This is a genomic window from Methanosarcina subterranea (assembly GCF_055385895.1).
Window position 1 is genome coordinate 3,011,594 of record NZ_AP042426.1, and the last position, 19,205, is coordinate 3,030,798.

The window sequence follows — 19,205 nt, forward strand, 5'->3', positions numbered from 1 at the left end:
AACATTTTAAAATTTATAATAATATCTACTATGTTAAATCAATAATATAATTGCCTATTATATAAAAACAAAAGAAAAAATTATTAGAAATTAGGCTACTAAATGACAGCTAATCTGAATTATACCTTGAAGGTGGTTTAGCATGGAAATACAGAATACGTTTTCCAAACTAATTCCTGAAAGGTATGAGTTCTGTTCAAGGATAGAGCAGTATAGAATGCCTATGGTTTAGGAGATATGGTACCATGCTGAATTATGGTTATACCTTATTGGAAGCTGAATGTTTAAGAGTGATTAATATAGTAGGGTTAGATTCCTGCAGAGGTTTTGCATGAGATGAAAACGAAAAACGAAGCCTGGCATATGACTTACAGGAGATTTTTAGAGGAGAAATAGACGTAATAGTTTAAGGTTACTTTCAAAGGTACAGAGTACCTAAAAGCGATTTATTGAGAGTGAATAATTATTCTCTCAGGTTGAGAGAAGGTGGAACTGATAAGCTAAGTAAAGCTTACGAGACCCGAATGAGTGAAAGAATAGAGTACGAAGGGAAGCTTATCCCAAGAAGAAATGTAATAGAAAGAAAAGGGTTTGAATTAGCGGAATACGTAGAGGGAAGAAGAGAATATATTAATTTCCTGTATTAAGAATGTGCAAAATGTGTATGTTTTTTACACGTAAAATGTAAATTTTGCAGTAAAAATAGAAAAGTTACAATAAATGTGGTAAAAGTTTCAGAATGTCTGCCGAGCATTATATAAACTGTTTACTTCTGCTCCACTTCATTTTTGCTTATTTATTTGTCTCGTAGGCAGATGTCCAATTTAAATATTCATTTGTCACAAAACTTTCTTTTCCTTTCACACAAGAATGAATCTTTATTTCAGGCCACCAACCACATAAAAAGTAAATTTCCTCCATAGATGTATGTTTTGGATCTATACCGTTATCTATAAGCTGTTGAAATTCGTCAGCGGTTAGATCTCTAAACTCATCAGTCACCGGATCCTGTCTATAGACATATGTTACGTTTAGGATTTCGATTTTTTTCTCTTTAGGTTTCTGTTCTGTATTTTTAATAAGAGTTTGGTATTTCTCTGGATCTTTCTTGTCTAGTGATCTATGGAGTTCTTCATCTAATTCTGTTTTATAAAGCGTTTTCACTTTGGAAAGTTGTTCTACTGTAAGGTTTATAGCATTTCTAAGGTAAGCTCCTTCTAGACAGGCTTCATCAAGGTAAGTTCCTTTAAGATGAGTATTTATATGGATAGTTCTTTCTAGATGAGCCTTCCTAAGATAAGCCCCTTCAAGGTGAGTGTCAATAAGCTGAGTCCTTTCAAAATAAGCTCCTTCAAGACGTGCTCCTTCAAGATGAACATTGAAAAGTTTACTTCCTTCAAAATGAGCCTCCCTTAGATAAGCTCCTTCAAAATGAGTCCCACTAAGATTTGTCCCTTCAAGATGAGCTTTCCCAAGGACAGCCTCTTCAAAATGAGCCATTCCAAGATTAGCTTCTTCAAGATGGGCTTTCATAAGGTTAGATCCTTCAAGATGGGCCCCCATAAGTTTTGCCCCTTCTAGAAAAGACTCGACTAGATTAGATTTGTTAAGACGAGCCTCTATGAGGTCAGCTCCTTCTAGATGAGCCCTTCTGAATTTTGCTCCTTCAAGACGAGCCTTTTTAAATATTGCCCCTTTAAGATGAGCTCCTTCAAAATTAGCTCCTTCAAGGTGAGCTCCTTCAAAGTTAGCCCCTTCAAAATGAGCCCCTATAAGGTCAGCGTTTTGTAAATAAGTTCCCTGCAATTCTAAACGTTTGTCTTCCCCCTTACGAAAGGAATACTTACGTCTTCCAATAACTGTAAGAATTGCTTGAATATCTGATGATATCTTTCTTACGTCTGGAGATTCGCTTGCTGTGTATTCTTTAGATTGAATTTCCATGGGTAGTTGCGTAATTTTTTTATTTCTGCTGACTTCAACACTTGAATTCTCTCTAATGTAAGCATTTAATATTTCCACAATTGGCCAGTAATCTTTATCGGATTCGGTTGAAATCCTTTCAAGGGAGTATATCCCGCCCAACCTAATCTCCATTTTTTTATTTCCTAACTGATCAATAGCTCGAGTAAAACGTTCAGTGATCTGACCTTCTTGAGAAACTTTCAGATTGTCCTCAGCAATAGTAATTCTTTGCCAGCTCTGATAAACTCCATATAGAACAGCAATACCGATAAATGCTTGAGTAACAGTCACGCGGTATTGATTTACCAAATTAGCTCTCTGTGACTCGACTGTGTTATCTATACTTCTGTAATTATTCGTGCTCATGTCAATTACATAAAGTAAATGCGGACCAAGTATCCATATCAACAATCCAATAATAATGAGGATGGTTATCTTGTGTTCTTTTTTCATTAATCTCAACGCGGTTAATGCAGATTCAATCTAATTGAAAATAGTTGCAGTACTTTATAAATCTCCCGAAAATATTCTTATCAAAATTTAAGGCTATAATACAGTTACTATATATTTAAAAAAATGTATATAAAAAAGTTTAAAATTTCATGGAAGTTTAATTTAATAAGGTAAGTATGACCAATAAACAAATAGAAAGAGCTAATGAACAGAAAGAAATTGCGGAGAGACTACTAGAAAAATATGATAAAGACTTAGATACTACTAGAAAAATATGATAAAGACTTAGATAGATTTGAGAAACGAAAAGCGGAGCTTAGCATTGATTTACGAGAGATTTTTAGAGGAAAAATAGATGTAATAGTCTACAAATTACTTTCAAAGGGTTACAGAGTCCCTAAAAGTGATTTTTTGAGAATGAATAATTATTCTCTCAAATTAAAATAAGGCGGCACTAATAAGCTAAGTAAGGCTTATGAAATCCGAAATGTAAGTTTTACAGGTAAAGTGGTAAAATGTTGTCAAGATTAATTGTAAAAGAATAAATAATAGTCTACATTTCACATCTCTTTATATTACCTGTATTTGGAAAGAGTTAATGCTTATGAGAACTTGGTTTTGGAATATTAGGTTAAGGCTTAAGAGGTTATTTTAAGTTCTGATGTTGGATGTTTAGGGAAGGAAAAAAGTAAGTATTTCTTCCCACTAAACTCTTTTTATATTCATTCAGCTTTAATATTTTAGACTCTATAATTTAATGCACAGATTCACTCATTTGAAGTGAACTCAAATTCACAGTTTTGAAAGTAATAATTTATGATCCCTGAAGTAATAAATGCCTTCAAATCATTATACTCTAAATGTATGTTAATTGCTTTTCTCTTGTAAGTATCCATATTGATCGGAACTGCTTCACTACTAACTAAGCTTGTCTTTCCAAAATGTGCAAAGGAACTTCTGTAATATCCATAAAGAAAACCCGCAAACACTTCCATAACTTCATCTATATCGTTTTCTAATTTGCACTTTTTGGAATGTTTGCATTTTTCATAGCATAAGCATTCTTTGTAGCCGTTAAATTCAAAAGGGACATCTTCTGGCAAATGACATTTTTTGGGTTCAAAGCATTTATATACATATTTACCACTAATTTTGTCCTTGAAAGTAATTGAAGTTATTAAGTCTTTTTTTTGATCAGAGCTTAAATATTTTTTGAAGAAGCCTCTAACTCTATTGGTAGTACCATACTTTTCCTTATGTAAACTAGATAAATCATTTATTAATTTTTTGAACCGTTTAATATCGGTTATGCTTGTATTTTCTAATAGCTCATCTTTTTTCTCTTCCCCGATAATCCCCTCTTTTGAAGATATTAGCCAATCTTTAAATTTCTCATGATCTGCTATACCTTCTTCCATGTATTTTCCATGTAATTCTTTAATAAGTTCATTGAATTTTTCGATATCGACGACGCTTGTATCCTTTAACAGATTGTCCCTTTCACATTTCCCTAATATCTCTTTTTTTGAAGATACTACCCACTCCTCAAACAGATAGTTATTAGATTTATCCTCCTCTTCACTCATTAAAATCTCAATAGAAATGAAAAGTAATAACATAGGTAATTCTTGAGAAACAAAAGGATCAGAATATTCATTCATTTGTTCACACTTTGAAACATATCTTAAGGAATGAATAAAATTGGCGCCATTATTTTTAAATTTAGAAACTGACGCTAGAAATTCGTCATAAGAGATATCACTGGATTTAAAGAATTTTTGATAAATTTCATTAATAAGCTCTGTATCTCCAATAAGAGCGTCTATATTTAGATATTGAACATCTTCAGTAGAAACTTTTGCCTGATAATCCGTTTCTTTTTCCATTATTCTCATGTCCATTAGATTTTTTGAAGTTATTAAGAGATTACTGGTCGGCCTTAATATTTTCGTTTCATTTCATAATAATCTCTTTGCGAGTATATTTTTAAAACACTGCACTTATATATACGTTGTTTACACTCGACAAATTGCCTTATACTATTATATTTTCTATTTAGGCTTGAATATTAGATTTGCAGCTAAAAGAAAGAAACTCTTTTGATTTCGTGAATCGAACAGGATTAAGAAAATATCGAAAACGCAATGAAATCAAAAAGAATATTTACACTGCTTTCTTAATTAGCTGGGTGATAAAATTGGAAATAATCACCGAAGAACCATCAAAGATTCTATCACAGCTTGTTATTTCTATAATCCCTCTTATTATAACAGGTCTCATACAAGTAATTTTAAAAGTTTATTTGAGTCTACGAGAAAAGAATAGGTATATTAAACTTTTAAAAGCTAATTTTCCTTCTGTAGAAAAATATCTAGATAGGGTAAAACTTTACAAAATTATTACTGTACATTGCTCATCATATGTGTACTTTATTGTTGGTATTTTAGCAGGCTTTTTGATTGAGCTAATTTTAATACAGGTAATTGCAAAAACCTTTGACTATACTCTTGATATAAACTATATTGGAAATTTGTTAAATTTAAGTTCAGACGTAGTCATGTTAAATGCTGTTGCGTTTTTTTACTCATGTTCTAACAGTGGAATACTTATCGTTTTATTAATTTTTATCTCTTGGTGTAAATATCTTAGATCAAAGAAACTTTTTATTCCTGAAATTGGCGAATATGGCGAAGTAAAATCGTCTTTTGTTTATCTATCATTTTGGGTTTTTATTGGCACTGTTTTTGGATTGTATATAGCTATGTTTTTTTATTTTACTGCGACTCTAAATCATCTCTCAATAATCGACAATAATCTTTCATTTAATAGAGCTCGATTTGATCTTATATATACACACTTACTTTATCCAGGAGTTCACGTAATTGCATATATATTAGGATTTTCTGTAAGCCTTGCATTCATAGTTGTATCATATTTTTTTGCTAAATGGTTCAATGAGAGCGTCATTAGATCAATAACAAATTTTTATAAGTATGATTTTCCTTATGTTAAAATAAAAACCGAAACTGGAGAAATTAAAGGTCAATTTAGAGGCATTTTAGATAAATATTTAGTCACTTTAAGTGAAAATAATATATTAAAAATAGTACAATGGGATAAAATAGAAACGATGGAAATCAGCCCTAAAAATAAAAAAGAACATTATGTTTTTAATGAGGATTTTTCAAAGTAATAAATAAAAATCTATTATTATTTAAGAAAGCATTATAATTGTATAAATCTAAATTCAGAAAAATAGCAGTATTGAAGATATTGCTCGAAAATATCTTCACCGAAACAATCTAATGAAAAGACAGAACTTAGATTGATTAAAAAGCTTGTTACCTTGAAAAACCCTGTGTAACTTATTTTGATTACGTTTCTTTTTATTATGATTTTCTTATTCGGGGTGTTACTTTTAAGCAAATTTGTTTAAGATTAACTAAGTGTTACGATTTTGTAAGAAAGTATGTTTTTTATTGTAAATTTAGAAATTACCCACCAAAAACGAAGAGTATCTATACCCGATTATTATTAATAGGGTTATTACCTTAAACAGAAATCAAAGAGGAAATTAAATACCAGTCCGGAAAAAGAAAAATTCACTTTCAGGGACTTCAGGCCTCATTCAGGAGCGGATAATATGGAATATAGGTACGACCTTAATGAAAAAACTCTTTATATCGAAGAAAACCGAATACCTGCGTATAGCCTGGAAAAAAACGAGATTGGGAACTGCACTGTTTGCGACTCCATGATAATGAGCCTCAGTTACCATTCTTCAGGGGAGAATATAGCAGTCATAACAAAATGTATTACATGCGGTGCCTTCTACGCAAACATTTATGATTCCGACTGGAACTGGGTAGATGAGGCTCAGGTAACTCTCCTTCCCATCCCCATACCTATAAGCAATCCCGTAATTGAAAGCTGGGAAGAGCTTGAAGCCGTACCCATAAAAAAGCTTGAGGCAGTTTTCTCAAAAGGGGAAATTGAAGCTCTTTTTGCCCGGGCAAAAGACAGGACTCCGGTTCGCCAGTACCTCTACAGGGCACGCAAAAAATATGAGCTTTTTGAAGAAATTTTTGATTTAAAGCTAGAATTATAATTTTGTTACATGAGAACATCTATTTTTTTAGTAGGATCTGGATAGAGATATTCTTAAAATTAATTTAAATGTGATAAATAATATAAAGTTACGTGAAATTAAGATGTCCAGATCGCTAAAAAAGAACAATAACGTAAAAATCCATTTCAGGATAAATATGTAACTATTTTTTGAATCAGAACATTGGGATAAAAACTAAGAAACAAGACTCCGGATAAAAAAATACAGGTTTGAATGAGAATACAAATATAATAATGTTAAATATAACAATGTACTAAATGTGATGTATTAATAGAGGATCAGTTTGATGAGAAATAAAGTGGGAATATTATCCAAAAATCCTTATGATAAGTAATCATTTAATGATTAGCCAGATAGCAGCATAGTAAAAAGTTCTCTAGGATAAAAAATTATATTGAGTCGAATATTCTAAACAAAAGTCACTTATTCTAAACAAAAGTATTTTACCAGAGTATTTCGTATTGTTTCCTTATTTTTTACCTATGTGTCTTTACCTATTTTTAAATTGAATAGTGTAGAGGCTAGGACCGAAATAGTAATATATAAAAATAGGTTAATAAAATATCGTTATTGTAGCAAATATATACTTATTCAGTTATAAAATATAATATTTTGAAAAAATTAATAGAAAAATCAAATTGCGGGCGGCCACCCCACCCTAAAGGATGGGGTATGCTTCGGGCCGCCCGCCCGGTTACTCGGGAAATAAGTTACAGTGTCCTTTAAAATGGCTTCATTGATATAAGTGATTGAAACTCTGCTATCGATACTCTGTCCGATTTTCAATCATTTTCCAAAGGAGCTACGATTAAGATATTTAAAGCGAAACCAAAAAGAGGCGAGGGTTCACTTCATCCCCAACCTGAAGGATGGGGTATTCGTGACCCTCCGCGCTCCCATTGTAATAAAATAGTTAAGTAGAAAAAGACTTATTTAAGAAAATGTTTTATTTAATTCCAGAGCTATGAATTATAGAGTTACTCAGTAAACAAAAAGCTGTAATTATTTCTCAAAACATCTAAGTGCTGCTTTTGCTGAATAATAACGCTACTTTCTAATATATCTTCTCATTAATTATTATCCATTTGCATGTGGAGTATTTTTGATTTCAGGTATCCCTCTTTAAGCCGTATCTCTGATCCGGTGAAATGCTTCTGACGAATTATTCCTATAGCATATAGGAATCAATTTTGCTTTGGGTGAATTTTCCTGATCAACCCCTTATTTTGTTAAGTCAATTATTTCATAGACTATAGGAATAGAGTACTTTCTGCCGATCACCGCAATATTAAATACGATACAATATTGAGGAAAAATAATTCTGAGAATCTTTATAACCATACATATAGTATCTATGTACAGAACATTCTATTAATTCCATTCTTCTAAACAATTATTCTTAAAAAATATACATAGCTTTCCATTAATAAAGACTCCGCTGGATAAATCGATTTCTATGCCTGTTTTTTACCTATGTGTTTCTAATGAAATTTGAACTGAATAGTCTACCCTATTCAGTTAAAAAACCATATTATAAATACAGGTTAATAAAATGCAGCTACATGAATAATTTCCATAAATATTGAGAGATCTTAGAAATCCATTGACTGCAAATAGATTATAACTTCAAAAATAATCTATGCACTCTAAGACATAGATTTATTTGTTGAGTATCTTTTTTAATGAAGTGAAGAATTATCTATAATTAGAATTCATTGGTCATCGGTTAAGGAAAAATCGTTATCACTTGCATTGATTTTCATAAAATTTGTTAAATTATTCATCAAATGCAAAACTGGAATCTGATATCGATTTCAATTTAAACACTAAACATTTGGGTTTGAGTTTTTCCGTCGAAATCGAGATCCGCAGCTCAAAATCCTTAACCGAATACAAATGAATTAGAATTATATTAAAAATTCATCAAAAAATAATCAACTTAAAATTAAATGATTATTTGAGATTACAATCGAATATATTCATTAAAATGGATAATGAATTTATAAGTAATTATTTGAATGAACTCCCTGGGATAGTATTTTACCAGTAATTTACCAGTAATATATCATTAAATGCACGCATTATGTTAGAATCCACTCAATGATTATGCTACATTTGTGAACATATCCCGATGAATAGTTTATAAAAGAATATATGTAGGTAGCCAGACAATAACATTCTATCAAATACATATATTTTGATATTACAATTACTGTAATGTATTAAATTTTGAAATGTATTCAACATTATATATGCATTAAAGTTAATCACATCATTTGAACTATACATAAGCATACACATAATCAAATATTTTATGATAATTGTCTTATAATATATTCATATATTTTTAGCTTGAGCCATTGTCATATTTTGGTTAATACGTGGTAAAAAATATATTAATATGTACATATGAAATAATGTATCTACTTTATGATTTACATAGTCTGAAAATTGCATGTGAAGGATTCATTTGATATACCCTAAGTCACATATGATATTTAATATATAATATTTGATAAAGAACCAATTTATACCTCATTGTATTGAATTATGTATATATTTTCATGAATAACTTCCTGAAAAAACAACAGTTAGCCTAAAAAAGATAGCGATTAGCCTCAAACCTATTCAGCTATTATTAGACTATATTTATAAAACTACTTTTGCCTCCCTCCCTGTAGACTATTCAAATTGAATTATGCATAAAAAACATATTTATAAGATTATAGCAAATTTCGAATATATTTAATCAATTTTTAAAATACATATTCAAAATTAATCTATAAAAGGCAGGTTATACACGACAGTTAATAACTTAAAATAATGCATGTAAAATAGAAAAATACTATTATTTTTTACTTACCTTTACTTCTTACTTGCCTTTACTTCTTACTTGCCTTTACTTCTTACTTGCCTTTACTTCTTACTTGCCTTTACTTCTTACTTGTCTTTTACTTATTACTTCTTTATATCCACATACTTTCGATTTATCTCAAAAATTTAAATAGTGAATTAGCCTATAATAACCTATAATATTGTTAGACATACTTACTAACGCCATTAGAAATATCTGAAATAGATGTTTATAAACCTCACAGGCATATCTGGAATCCTTATAATATGAGCCGATCCCAAACTCAAAATTGCTTCTCTGAATCCGGTATCTCAAATAATAGATCGAGTTTATGATCAGGGAAAATAGTTCTGAAATATTTATGATTTGAGAATAAAATTGTTTTTGGATGAGCTCTATGTCTTAAATTAAGGCAAAAATTATTACCTGCATATTAATATTACTCCAACATACCATAAGAAATCAGGTTTCAAAGATAATAAAGGGCTCAAATATGCTTGAAAACGTTGATCTTTCCCAGGCGATAACAAACGAAGAATATAAAAAGGTAATGAAGGCACTTGAGGTTAAACTCGGTGAACTTCAACGGCGAGCATGGGAGCTGAAAATACCCATTATACTTGTTTTTGAAGGCTGGCACGCATCAGGAATGGGGGAGGATATTAACCGTTTTATCCTTCCTCTGGACCCGAGGGGATTTGATTTCCATACAATGACCAGGCCATGTTATGAAGACCGTCTTAAGCCTTTCCTGCTGCGTTTCTGGGCGCGGACTCCTGTAAAAGGAAGGATTGGAATCTTTGATCGGAGCTGGTATAGCAGAGCGATAATCGAGCTCTTCGGAAAAGAAAAAGACGAAAAGGCCCTGGAAAAAATCCTGGAGGAAGTAACTTATTTTGAACGCCAGCTTGCGGACGATGGGTACCTGATGCTCAAATTTTTCCTTCACATCAGTGAAAAAGAGCAAAAAGAGCGGTTCAAGGAGATAAAAAAAAGAGATATTCCCCTTATTATCGATGAATATGAAGGGAAAAACGGAAAAGAGCTGGATTTTATCGATCAATATGATGAATACCTGCCTGTCATAGAAAAAATACTTGAGAGAACAGATGTTCCCTATGCCCCCTGGACAATAGTCGAGGCAAACGACAGGAATTATGCAGTCCTGAAAATCATGGTAACAGTAACTCATGCAATCGAGACATATATTGAAAAGGTAACAGGGATTCCGGGGCAACAGACAATAAAATACCTTGACATGGCAACTATTAACCTTCCTGTGCTTAACGGTTCAGCCCTGGAAAAGACTGACCTCTCAAAAAACCTTTCCGTGGAAGAATACAGGGAGTCCAAAAAGCTTTACCAGCACAGGCTCGAAGCCCTCCAGTATGAACTTTTTAGACAAAAACGATCAGTTGTAATAATTTTTGAAGGCTGGGATGCTGCAGGAAAAGGAGGGAACATTCGCCGCCTTGTGGAAGAACTGAACCCCAGGCTTTACAGGGTTGTGCCTGTAGGTTCCCCAAATGATACTGAAAAAGCCCACCAGTACCTCTGGCGCTTCTGTGATTCAGTCCCTATGGCTGGACATATAACTGTTTTTGACAGGAGCTGGTACGGGCGTGTTCTCGTAGAAAGAGTAGAAGGTTTCTGTACGGAAGAAGAATGGAGAAGAGCCTACAGGGAGATCAATGAGTTTGAGAAAATCCTTGCTGATGCCGGAACAATCATCCTCAAATTCTGGCTTCATATAGATAGAGAAACCCAGCTAGAGCGTTTCGAAAGCCGGCTGAATGAACCGGAAAAACGATGGAAAATCACAGAAGATGACTGGCGAAACCGGAAAAGATGGGACGACTATAAAGTTGCAGCCGATGAGATGCTCCAGAAAACGAGCACTACAGGTGCCCCATGGATTGTTATTGAATCCAGGGACAAGCGCTTTTCAAGAGTAAAGGTTCTGAAAACTGTAGTTGAAACCATCGAAAAAGAATTAAGTGTATAACCAAATATTAGGCGGCCCGTAGTTAGTCGGTTGATATTACTAAAGGAGCTGATCCCAAAACTCAAAATTGAGTCTCTGAATCTCAAATTTTGAACTATCAATCGAGTTTATGAGCATGGAAAATAGTTCTGAAACTTTTTATTAATTTAAGAAGAAACCTAGTTTTGGGATAGGCTCAAGGGCAGCCTTAATGGCATCTTTCAACCTTTCTTTCAACCTTTCTTTTAACCTTTCTTTCAACCTTTCTTTCAACCTTTCTTTCAACCTTTCTTTCAACCTTTCTTTATAAACGTCGCGCGCGGCCTGACGATTGGCTTCGATCAAATTAAGGATCAATCTTCAACCGCGCTGGAAAAATGAAGTGTCAAAATATCAACTGCTTGACAGTGGACGATCAAAAAGTAATAAAAAGCAAAATTGAATATAATCAAAATTGAATATAATCAAGGTTGAGAATGATCAAAGTCGAATATGTAATCAAAATCCCGATAAATATTAGTTCGGGAGATTATTTTTAATTCTAAAGACTTTCAGTGCACTCAACAGATCCAGGAAGTTTTCGAGGATCTTTTTCGCATTTTTCAATGGATTTCTCAGATTTTTCGAAATATTTTTCAGCATAATTAAAGCCGTTTTCAAGCTCATGTTTTTCTACCCTGTGCCTGCACAGAGCTACGTCAATACCTTTTTGCAGGTCCTTCTCATCAAAAGGTTTTACAATATACCCCAGAGGTTCTGTCTTCCAGGCACGCTCCACTATTTTGCTTTCTGAACAGGCGGTCAGGTAAACCACAGGTACATCAAAGCGGGTTTTTATCTCTTTTGCAGCTTCTATCCCGTTCATATCCCCTTTTAGCATTATGTCCATAAGCACGAGGTCGGGAAAGGTACTTTCCGTTTTGTTTATGGCGTCCTCTCCGGATGAAGCGACGCCTGCCAGTGTATATCCCAAACTCTTTAACATCCGTTTTATTCCCATCGCAACAATATGTTCGTCTTCGACAATAAGAATTCGCCCTTCTGGCATTCATTACACCTTCGTTTTGCACTTCAGAACCTGAACTGTTTTTATTCCCCTGTTTACCCTGCTGAAGTTGTTGGTTTGACTACTGATATCTTTATCAATCTTTCTATCAACTGGATTCAAATCTTATCTTCCTCCCTTAAGAAAAGGCATTTTGAAGTCATTTGAAACTGGCACTTTAATAATGACATAAAGGGGATCTGCGGCATCCACTCCGAAAAATACTATCAACACAAGTTTCAAATTTACATTCCTTCTATCCCCTAAAGATAAGAGACAATCAATAGTGTTCTTGAATAACTACTCTTAATGATTTGCAAATTTGCAAATCCTCAGTGTGACCTCCGGCTTACCATCATTTTATCTGTCCAGCGGATTTATAACTGTAGAAAAATATATGGTCAAAGAGAGCCTCAAACCGGGAGTTTTTCTTATATGGAGTTTATATTTAAATGATGCTATATAGCCTCCACTATACGGTATTGACAAAAGAGAATAGATAATTTCAAGTCTTTGTCCTGTGCAGAAACGAAAGGTTATTGCAAGGGATACACGATATTTTGATGCCGTCTAAAATTTTAACTACAAGAATTGCCCTTTCCAAGGAATTTTTTATCTTTTTTCCCTGTTACAAGATCTTATAACGGTATAACCTGGAAAACCAGAAAAGATGCACTCAAATTCAGAAGGAATCAGTCAAATATAGGAAGGTGCCGGCAGGGAAAAAATCTCGCAAAAAAACTCTACAAACAAATCCAACAAACAATCCCATAAAAACAAATCCAACAAACAATCCCATAAAAACAAATCTAACAAACAAATCCAACAAATAAACCCCATAAAAACAAACTCCATAAAAACAAATCTTGTAAAACAGGTAATAAAAGTCGACATATAATGGAGCTGAATCAGAGTTGAAGATCTGAGCTTAAGAATGAGCACGCTGAAAAGTTTATAATGACTTAACAGATTATAATGACTTATCTTTCTAAAGACCGATCTTCCAATGACTATTTTTCAGCCTGTTTTTCACCTTCATTTCCTTCTTCGGGATTTTCTTTTTCTTTCCTGTACCTGTGCAGGGCTATTTCTATGTTACTGTGCAGGTCTTTTTCATCAAAAGGTTTTACAATATAGCCAAACGGACCGGTAATTTTAACCCGTTCAAGAATACTGCTGTCGGAATAAGCAGTTAGATAGACCACAGGCACATCAAAGCGTTCTTTGATTTCTTTTGCAGCTTCCACACCGTCAAGTTCCCCTTTTAGCATTATGTCCATAAGCACAAGGTCGGGAAAGGTACTTTCCGTTTTGTTTATGGCGTCTTCTCCGGATGAAGCGACACCCGTAACCGTATATCCCAGGCCCTTCAACATACGCTTTATTCCCATCGCAACGATATGTTCGTCTTCTACTATCAGAATTCGTCCTTCTGCCATTACTTACACCCCTGGTTTGTACTTCAGCTCCTGAAAAATAATTTTAAACTCGGTTCCCCTGCTGGTATCAAGTTCTATACTCCCGTTAATCTGATCAACAAGTGCGGTCACCAGCTGGAGCCCGAGAGAGTCCGTATTTCTGAAATCAAGGCATTTTGGGAACCCTTTGCCGTCGTCCCTGACAATCAGGGTCAGCCTGTCCTCTAACGTATTTTTTCCCTGTGTGCTGCTGTTAATTCCATTACAATCGATTTTCTCGCACTTAGCAACTTGACCCTCTGCATTTTTATAATTTTCTCTTTTTGAGTGAGAACCTTTTCTGTTCCTGTGCAGCTGGATGCAGATTTCTCCGTCATCTCCTCTGGAAAAGGCATGTTTAAGGGCATTTGAAACAAGTTCATTGATTATAATACCCAGAGGGACAGCAGTATCCATCCCAAGGAAAATTATATCAACATCGAGCCTCAGGCTGACTTTTCCATTTCCTACTGAATAGGATTGGAAAAGATAGCTGGAAAGGTCCTGAATGTAGTCTGCGAAATCTACGCTTACCATATCTTCAGACTGGTAGAGTTTTTCGTGAACGAGAGCCATGGACTTGACCCTGTGCTGGCTCTCTTTGAAAGCCTCGATTACTTTTGTGTCTGAGAAGCTCCCGGACTCGAGGTATAGCAAAGTTGAGATTACCTGAAGGTTATTTTTGATCCTGTGATGAATTTCTTTTTTGCGGATTTCTTCGATCTGCAACAGAACTTCTTCAGCTTTCTTGTTTTCAGTTATATCAAGGATAATGCCCTGCAAATGGATCTCGTTTTTCTCGTCTCTCTGTATAAAAGTCCTTTCATCCATCCAGCGGACTTCCCCGGACCTGGTGAAGATCCGGTATTCTGAGGTATAGACCTCACAGCCTGATTCCACATTTCTTGCAAGTTCTTCGTGCATTTTTTCGATATCTTCCGGGTGGACGATATCCTCGTAGAAAACCTTCTTTGAGGTAAAATCCTTTACTTCATACCCCAGCCGTGTAATATTTTCCGAAACAAATTCTGCAGGCCAGCCGGGTTCGTATTTCCATAAAAAAACGATCACAGGGCTGTTATTAATCACTAGTTCCATTTCTTCTTTAAGCTTGTTGGAACGTTCCAGCTCCATTGCGTAGTCCAGCAGAGCTTTTTCTGCCTCTCTGCGCTGGGTTGTGACAAGATCAAGAGCCCTGCGCGTCTCTTCAATCCCGTCCGTAAGAAGTTTAAAATCCCCATGCCCGTGAACAAGAATCTCTCGCTTGAAATCATTGTTCTGGAAAGCAGTCAAAACAGCATTAGAGTCATCAATAATCCTGTTGAGGGTTTCGGAAAATTTGTCCAGAGTATCCCCAAGCTCCCTGAATTCTCCCTGCACATCCACATTTACTCTTTCCTTCAATTCACCTTTTGCAAGGGCGTTAGTTACTCTTATGGTTTCCCGGATAGGCACGATCACGGCTCTAAGGATTTCGTTCAGGCCTTTTGGAATTTCCCTGAAATCGATTTCCACGTCGGTATTTGCCCTTACATCCAGTTTGCCTTTGACAGCCTCCTGTGCAATGTTCTTGAAGTCATCAACAATATCATCTATCGGTTTTGTAATGGATCTGGCGATCATATAGGCCAGAGCGGCCATGAACAAGATCGAGATTGTAGAAATTATAAGAAGCCGGTCTCTAAGATCAGTTACCCCGGCAAGCATTTCTTCCTTAGGGACAACCAGCACGAAAGCAAAGTCTCCGGTCTCAACAGGTTCGTAAAACATAATGACGGTTTTACCTGTAGTCGGGTCCTTAACTTCAATGTGCCCTCCAACCCCCTGCCTGATATCAGCTGCAGCATTTTTGATTTCTTCAACATTGAAATCCGAGAGACTTTTCTTTCCGATCCAGCCTTTCTGCGTAGGATGAGAGAGAAAAACACCGGTATTGCTTACCATAAAAGCATATCCCGTATCAAAAGTCCGAATGCTGCTTGCTACCTCGTCTACATACTCAAGTGGGACATCTACACCGGCAATTCCTGCAAATTTCCCATCTTTAAAAATCGGAGAGTCATAGCTCACCATGAATATCCCTTCATAAAAGTAGGGTTCGGTCAGGATATCCCTCCCAGTAGTTTTTGGCAACTGGTAATAGTCAGAAGAATCATAATGGACAAGAGGCTCAACTGCTACAGGACCTTCAATCTTGTTGCAGTAAGGGACAAACCTGCCTGTTGAATCATGCCCTGAGGCATTAACATAGTCCCTATCCCTGCCGTCAAAGGCATTCGGTTCATAACCTAGATAAACCCCGATTAAAGTGGGATTATTTTTAAGGATGTTTTCAAGAATACCTATTGCCTCTTCCCTGTCTGCAACCCTGTATTCAGCCATGGTAAACGCAAGTGTTCTTGCAACGGCCTGGTTGGCCTTCATCTGAGCATCAAACTGGTTTGCATAGTTACCTGCCATCTCAATGGATTTTTCATATGCAAGCTTCTCTTCCTGAGAGGTCACAGTCCCGATTATAACTGCTGTAGATACGGCAAGAATGAGAAAAACTCCGACAACAATAAAAATAACCAGCTTTGGTTTCAGGGGGACGTTTTTTAACCTCATAGTACTGGACTCCCGCAAATCAGGTTTTTTGGGGAAAGACTGAGCATGGGTCGGCGGCTATCGTGTTGAAAAACCGATGATATTAAACAGGAAATATTAAACAGGACTATTAAACAGGAAATATTAAGCAGGAAATATTAAACAGAACATTAAATCTCCGTTACTTTCCTGGCAGATTTTCTATAATGCATAAAAAGCTCCCTGCCCCAGCGAAGTGCACTTGCATCGAAGCTCATCACCTTTCTGTGGTCATATCTTCCCTGCCTGTCAAAAAGGCAGAGGTACATGAAACGGTCCGTGACAGCAATTGTAGGAATATTAAGGCTTTCTTCGCAGACCACTACAATCGTATTTTCAGAATCCAGAAGGGACCTGAGATCGTCAGGGGAGTCATTTTTCAGCCTCTCAAATACAGGTTCCGTCAGTACAAGTTCTACTTCAGCTTCACTCTTTGCAAGCTTCGAATAAAGAGAAGGGTAAAGAGGGTGATAATAGGAAAGGGAACTCAGGATGCACCTGGATTTTGTAAGGTTTTCCGTAAACTCTCTGGGAAGATCAAAGAGATGGTTCAGGTCAGGCTCAATCACCATGCATTCTCCAAGTTCACCGAGGCGCATGAACAGATCATGGGGTATGACACTGGTATCCCGGCTTGCCCAGTATTCTTTGTTTTCCTCGATGACCTCAAGTGTATTCAAAAGAGGGAGCATGTTCCCTACAACCAGTTTCCCGATTTCCGAAAGCTCGTAGGTCTCACCTTTCTGGAGAACCAGTTCCTGCTTTTTCAGGATCTTAACCTGAGGCATCATCGCTTTAGAATTCACATTGAGTGAGGTCTTTATTTGCTCGATGTCCCTTGGTCCTTCCATAAGCAAAAGGAGGAGATTTTTTCTTTTTTCAGAAAGCCAGATAGTATCGCATAAAGAGGAGCTCATTGCTACTCCCTTATATAAATAAACTTTTATTAATATGTTATGTTTTTGTGGCCTCTGGTTAATCGGTTGATGCCTTCCACACTATATGGAAAAATACTTACGGTTTTCGGTCTATCAGACAGGCTATATGATCCGCTATCAAGGAAAAGCAATTAAAGGACCGTCCACTTAACTTGAAAAATATACTTTTTGAGCCAGGATCATTTTAAGCCTTTTAAAAAATTTAACGGCGCCAAAAAAGCTAGTGCCAGATGAATCTACCTCTCACTCTTTCTTTTACCTGAAAGTTTTGATAAAGCATTGAGGGTTGGGCTAAATATTATTGAAACTATAAAGTAATCAGGCACAGGGAAAGTAAAACCTGTTCAGTGCAGTCAAATTGTCTGGAGAATATACCCGGCACATTTCAAAGAGGAATAAACGGTATAAACCAGTTAGCAGTTTGAAAACGGCACTAAAACAGTAAAATAATAATCTAAACAAAAAATAGCAAAACCAGAAATATTGTTGCATCCTCAAAAAAAGAAAAACCTCCCCGGATAGATATAAATCCAGTCTATAAATCCAATCCGGAAAATTCTAAGTGCCTGAGAACAAAAAAGGAGCATAACGATAGCTGAATATCAAATGGCGATCAGCCTTTTCGTCTACTGCTCCTTATCCTGCAATTGCATTACGAGACATCCAGAGGGGAATAGCAAGTGGGAATGTTATGCTCCTCAAGGCTCTCGAACAGATATCCTTTTTTCAAGATATTTTTCAAGATATTTTTCAAGATATTTTTCAAGATTTGCATCTGGAGTTTCATAATTTACGTCTATTTACGTTTATTATTTCGAATTTACATCTGTTTTTTCTGAATTTAGATTTTCTATTTCAGAATTTATTTCAGGATCTATATCTACAATCTCAATCCTGAGAAAATTTTAAAGCCGTTGAAAAAACTCATGAAAAAGGTAATATCCAGAGTCTCCTTCTCCAACCATAGCTAGCAGAAGAAACTTCATAGGTTGGGCTATATATTATCAGATATATAAAAGAGAGGTGTCAGGAAAAGGAGATTCAACCTGACATGATTTGAGGCTAAAAAGAAGGGAAGACTTTATTCCTGCACATAAAGCCGATGCTTCAAAGAAAGAAGACATGTAAACTTGTAACATGTCAAAAAGGATCTCAAAATATACAATGAGTGTGCTGGATATGAGTTTGGGAACTCACGAAATAAACGGTGCACAAATTTGTGAATTCATTAAATCTGTTTGGAAGCATATTAAAAATGTTTTCGATAAAAAAACATGTGGGTTTGGGATTCATCAAGACAATTCGTCAGGAAACGGATTAAGAGAGAAAGTCAGTTGAAAGCGGAAAAAGCCAGTTGTATTCCTCCAAATATCTCCGTTTGGAGAGAAATTAATTGGGCAAACTGCCGGTCAGACAGAGGTCAGGGTCTCAAGTAAAGATCATGATAAACAATGGTTCTAATGGCGACTTGAGATATGGCAAACCTGAACTCATGTCGTGACCGAGAGGATCTAAATAATCAGGTTCAGAGATTTACCTTAACCTGATTCAATGCAGCTAGCCTTTCCTTTCTCCCATCTGGATAAAGCAAATAGAAAAAGAAATGCTGGTTCAAATACTGAAATATCTTCTTTTCCTTATTTTCCTGACGGATTCTACTTTCATAAAAGTTTTTTTCCAGCCGGCTTTTTCTCATTCTTTTGTATTTGGTCATCCCTAATTATTGGCTGATCTATGCCTGAACTATAAAGAAAT

The 19,205-nt window shown here is 35.3% G+C and carries 13 protein-coding genes; 6 read left to right on the plus strand and 7 right to left on the minus strand.

The annotated features are described in order from the left end of the window. Positions 1-245 precede the first annotated feature (245 nt). Both ACZ5A8_RS13190 and ACZ5A8_RS13195 read left to right on the plus strand, forming a co-directional pair. Positions 246-335 carry a CRISPR-associated endonuclease Cas1 gene (locus tag ACZ5A8_RS13190; protein WP_464529581.1) on the plus strand — a complete coding sequence of 30 codons (90 nt, stop codon included), beginning with the start codon at positions 246-248 and terminating at the stop codon, positions 333-335. A 141-nt stretch (positions 336-476) separates the two neighbouring features. Further along, on the plus strand, positions 477-647 hold the full coding sequence (locus tag ACZ5A8_RS13195; protein ID WP_464529583.1) for a hypothetical protein: 171 nt from the start codon (positions 477-479) through the stop codon (positions 645-647). Positions 648-792: 145 nt separating this feature from the next. Here ACZ5A8_RS13195 and ACZ5A8_RS13200 read toward each other — a convergent pair whose 3' ends face one another. Together ACZ5A8_RS13200 and ACZ5A8_RS13205 are read right to left on the minus strand one after the other, a co-directional pair. After that, positions 793-2,418 (minus strand): pentapeptide repeat-containing protein, encoded by a 1,626-nt coding sequence (locus ACZ5A8_RS13200; protein ID WP_464529584.1) that lies wholly within the window; start codon positions 2,416-2,418, stop codon positions 793-795. A 767-nt stretch (positions 2,419-3,185) separates the two neighbouring features. Beyond that, complete coding sequence (locus tag ACZ5A8_RS13205; RefSeq protein ID WP_464529586.1) at positions 3,186-4,304, minus strand: hypothetical protein; 1,119 nt, start codon at positions 4,302-4,304, stop codon at positions 3,186-3,188. A 221-nt stretch (positions 4,305-4,525) separates the two neighbouring features. Between ACZ5A8_RS13205 and ACZ5A8_RS13210 the strand changes: the two genes are divergently transcribed. The 3 genes from ACZ5A8_RS13210 to pap all read left to right on the plus strand — a co-directional run bounded on the left by ACZ5A8_RS13210 (position 4,526) and on the right by pap (position 11,406). Continuing rightward, complete coding sequence (locus ACZ5A8_RS13210; RefSeq protein WP_464529588.1) at positions 4,526-5,611, plus strand: hypothetical protein; 1,086 nt, start codon at positions 4,526-4,528, stop codon at positions 5,609-5,611. Positions 5,612-6,061: 450 nt separating this feature from the next. Next, a complete protein-coding gene (locus tag ACZ5A8_RS13215) occupies positions 6,062-6,526 on the plus strand; it encodes a hypothetical protein (RefSeq protein ID WP_464529590.1) in 465 nt (154 codons plus the stop codon). Positions 6,527-9,894: 3,368 nt separating this feature from the next. Next, positions 9,895-11,406 (plus strand): polyphosphate:AMP phosphotransferase, encoded by a 1,512-nt coding sequence (gene pap / locus ACZ5A8_RS13220; RefSeq protein WP_322222680.1) that lies wholly within the window; start codon positions 9,895-9,897, stop codon positions 11,404-11,406. A 141-nt stretch (positions 11,407-11,547) separates the two neighbouring features. Here the strand turns inward: pap and ACZ5A8_RS13225 are convergent, their stop codons facing one another. The 5 genes from ACZ5A8_RS13225 to ACZ5A8_RS13245 form a co-directional block, all read right to left on the minus strand. After that, positions 11,548-11,682: a hypothetical protein gene (locus tag ACZ5A8_RS13225; protein WP_464529592.1), complete on the minus strand. Its 135-nt coding sequence runs from the start codon at positions 11,680-11,682 to the stop codon at positions 11,548-11,550. A gap of 244 nt (positions 11,683-11,926) precedes the next feature. Next, positions 11,927-12,433 (minus strand): response regulator, encoded by a 507-nt coding sequence (locus ACZ5A8_RS13230; RefSeq protein WP_464529594.1) that lies wholly within the window; start codon positions 12,431-12,433, stop codon positions 11,927-11,929. Between the two features lie 1,007 nt (positions 12,434-13,440). Continuing rightward, positions 13,441-13,869, minus strand: coding sequence for a response regulator (locus ACZ5A8_RS13235; RefSeq protein ID WP_464529596.1), 429 nt, complete (start codon positions 13,867-13,869; stop codon positions 13,441-13,443). Positions 13,870-13,872: 3 nt separating this feature from the next. Then, the gene (locus tag ACZ5A8_RS13240; RefSeq protein ID WP_464529598.1) at positions 13,873-16,494 is read right to left on the minus strand and encodes a histidine kinase dimerization/phosphoacceptor domain -containing protein; all 2,622 of its coding nucleotides are present in this window, start codon (positions 16,492-16,494) and stop codon (positions 13,873-13,875) included. 149 nt (positions 16,495-16,643) lie between these two features. Further along, the gene (locus ACZ5A8_RS13245; RefSeq protein ID WP_229388267.1) at positions 16,644-17,429 is read right to left on the minus strand and encodes a helix-turn-helix transcriptional regulator; all 786 of its coding nucleotides are present in this window, start codon (positions 17,427-17,429) and stop codon (positions 16,644-16,646) included. 1,158 nt (positions 17,430-18,587) lie between these two features. Between ACZ5A8_RS13245 and ACZ5A8_RS13250 the strand changes: the two genes are divergently transcribed. Continuing rightward, positions 18,588-18,788, plus strand: a complete 201-nt coding sequence (locus tag ACZ5A8_RS13250) for a hypothetical protein (RefSeq protein ID WP_464529600.1) — start codon at positions 18,588-18,590, stop codon at positions 18,786-18,788. Positions 18,789-19,205: the final 417 nt, after the last annotated feature.

Bases quoted from the DNA above. Each gene is read 5' to 3' on its own strand.
- ACZ5A8_RS13215 (WP_464529590.1), top strand. From the start codon at position 6,062: ATGGAATATAGGTACGACCTTAATGAAAAAACTCTTTATATCGAAGAA.
- ACZ5A8_RS13190 (WP_464529581.1), top strand. From the start codon at position 246: ATGCTGAATTATGGTTATACCTTATTGGAAGCTGAATGTTTAAGAGTG.
- ACZ5A8_RS13205 (WP_464529586.1), bottom strand. From the start codon at position 4,304: ATGGAAAAAGAAACGGATTATCAGGCAAAAGTTTCTACTGAAGATGTT.
- ACZ5A8_RS13240 (WP_464529598.1), bottom strand. From the start codon at position 16,494: ATGAGGTTAAAAAACGTCCCCCTGAAACCAAAGCTGGTTATTTTTATT.
- ACZ5A8_RS13245 (WP_229388267.1), bottom strand. From the start codon at position 17,429: ATGAGCTCCTCTTTATGCGATACTATCTGGCTTTCTGAAAAAAGAAAA.
- pap (WP_322222680.1), top strand. From the start codon at position 9,895: ATGCTTGAAAACGTTGATCTTTCCCAGGCGATAACAAACGAAGAATAT.
- ACZ5A8_RS13235 (WP_464529596.1), bottom strand. From the start codon at position 13,869: ATGGCAGAAGGACGAATTCTGATAGTAGAAGACGAACATATCGTTGCG.
- ACZ5A8_RS13250 (WP_464529600.1), top strand. From the start codon at position 18,588: ATGTCAAAAAGGATCTCAAAATATACAATGAGTGTGCTGGATATGAGT.
- ACZ5A8_RS13200 (WP_464529584.1), bottom strand. From the start codon at position 2,418: ATGAAAAAAGAACACAAGATAACCATCCTCATTATTATTGGATTGTTG.
- ACZ5A8_RS13230 (WP_464529594.1), bottom strand. From the start codon at position 12,433: ATGCCAGAAGGGCGAATTCTTATTGTCGAAGACGAACATATTGTTGCG.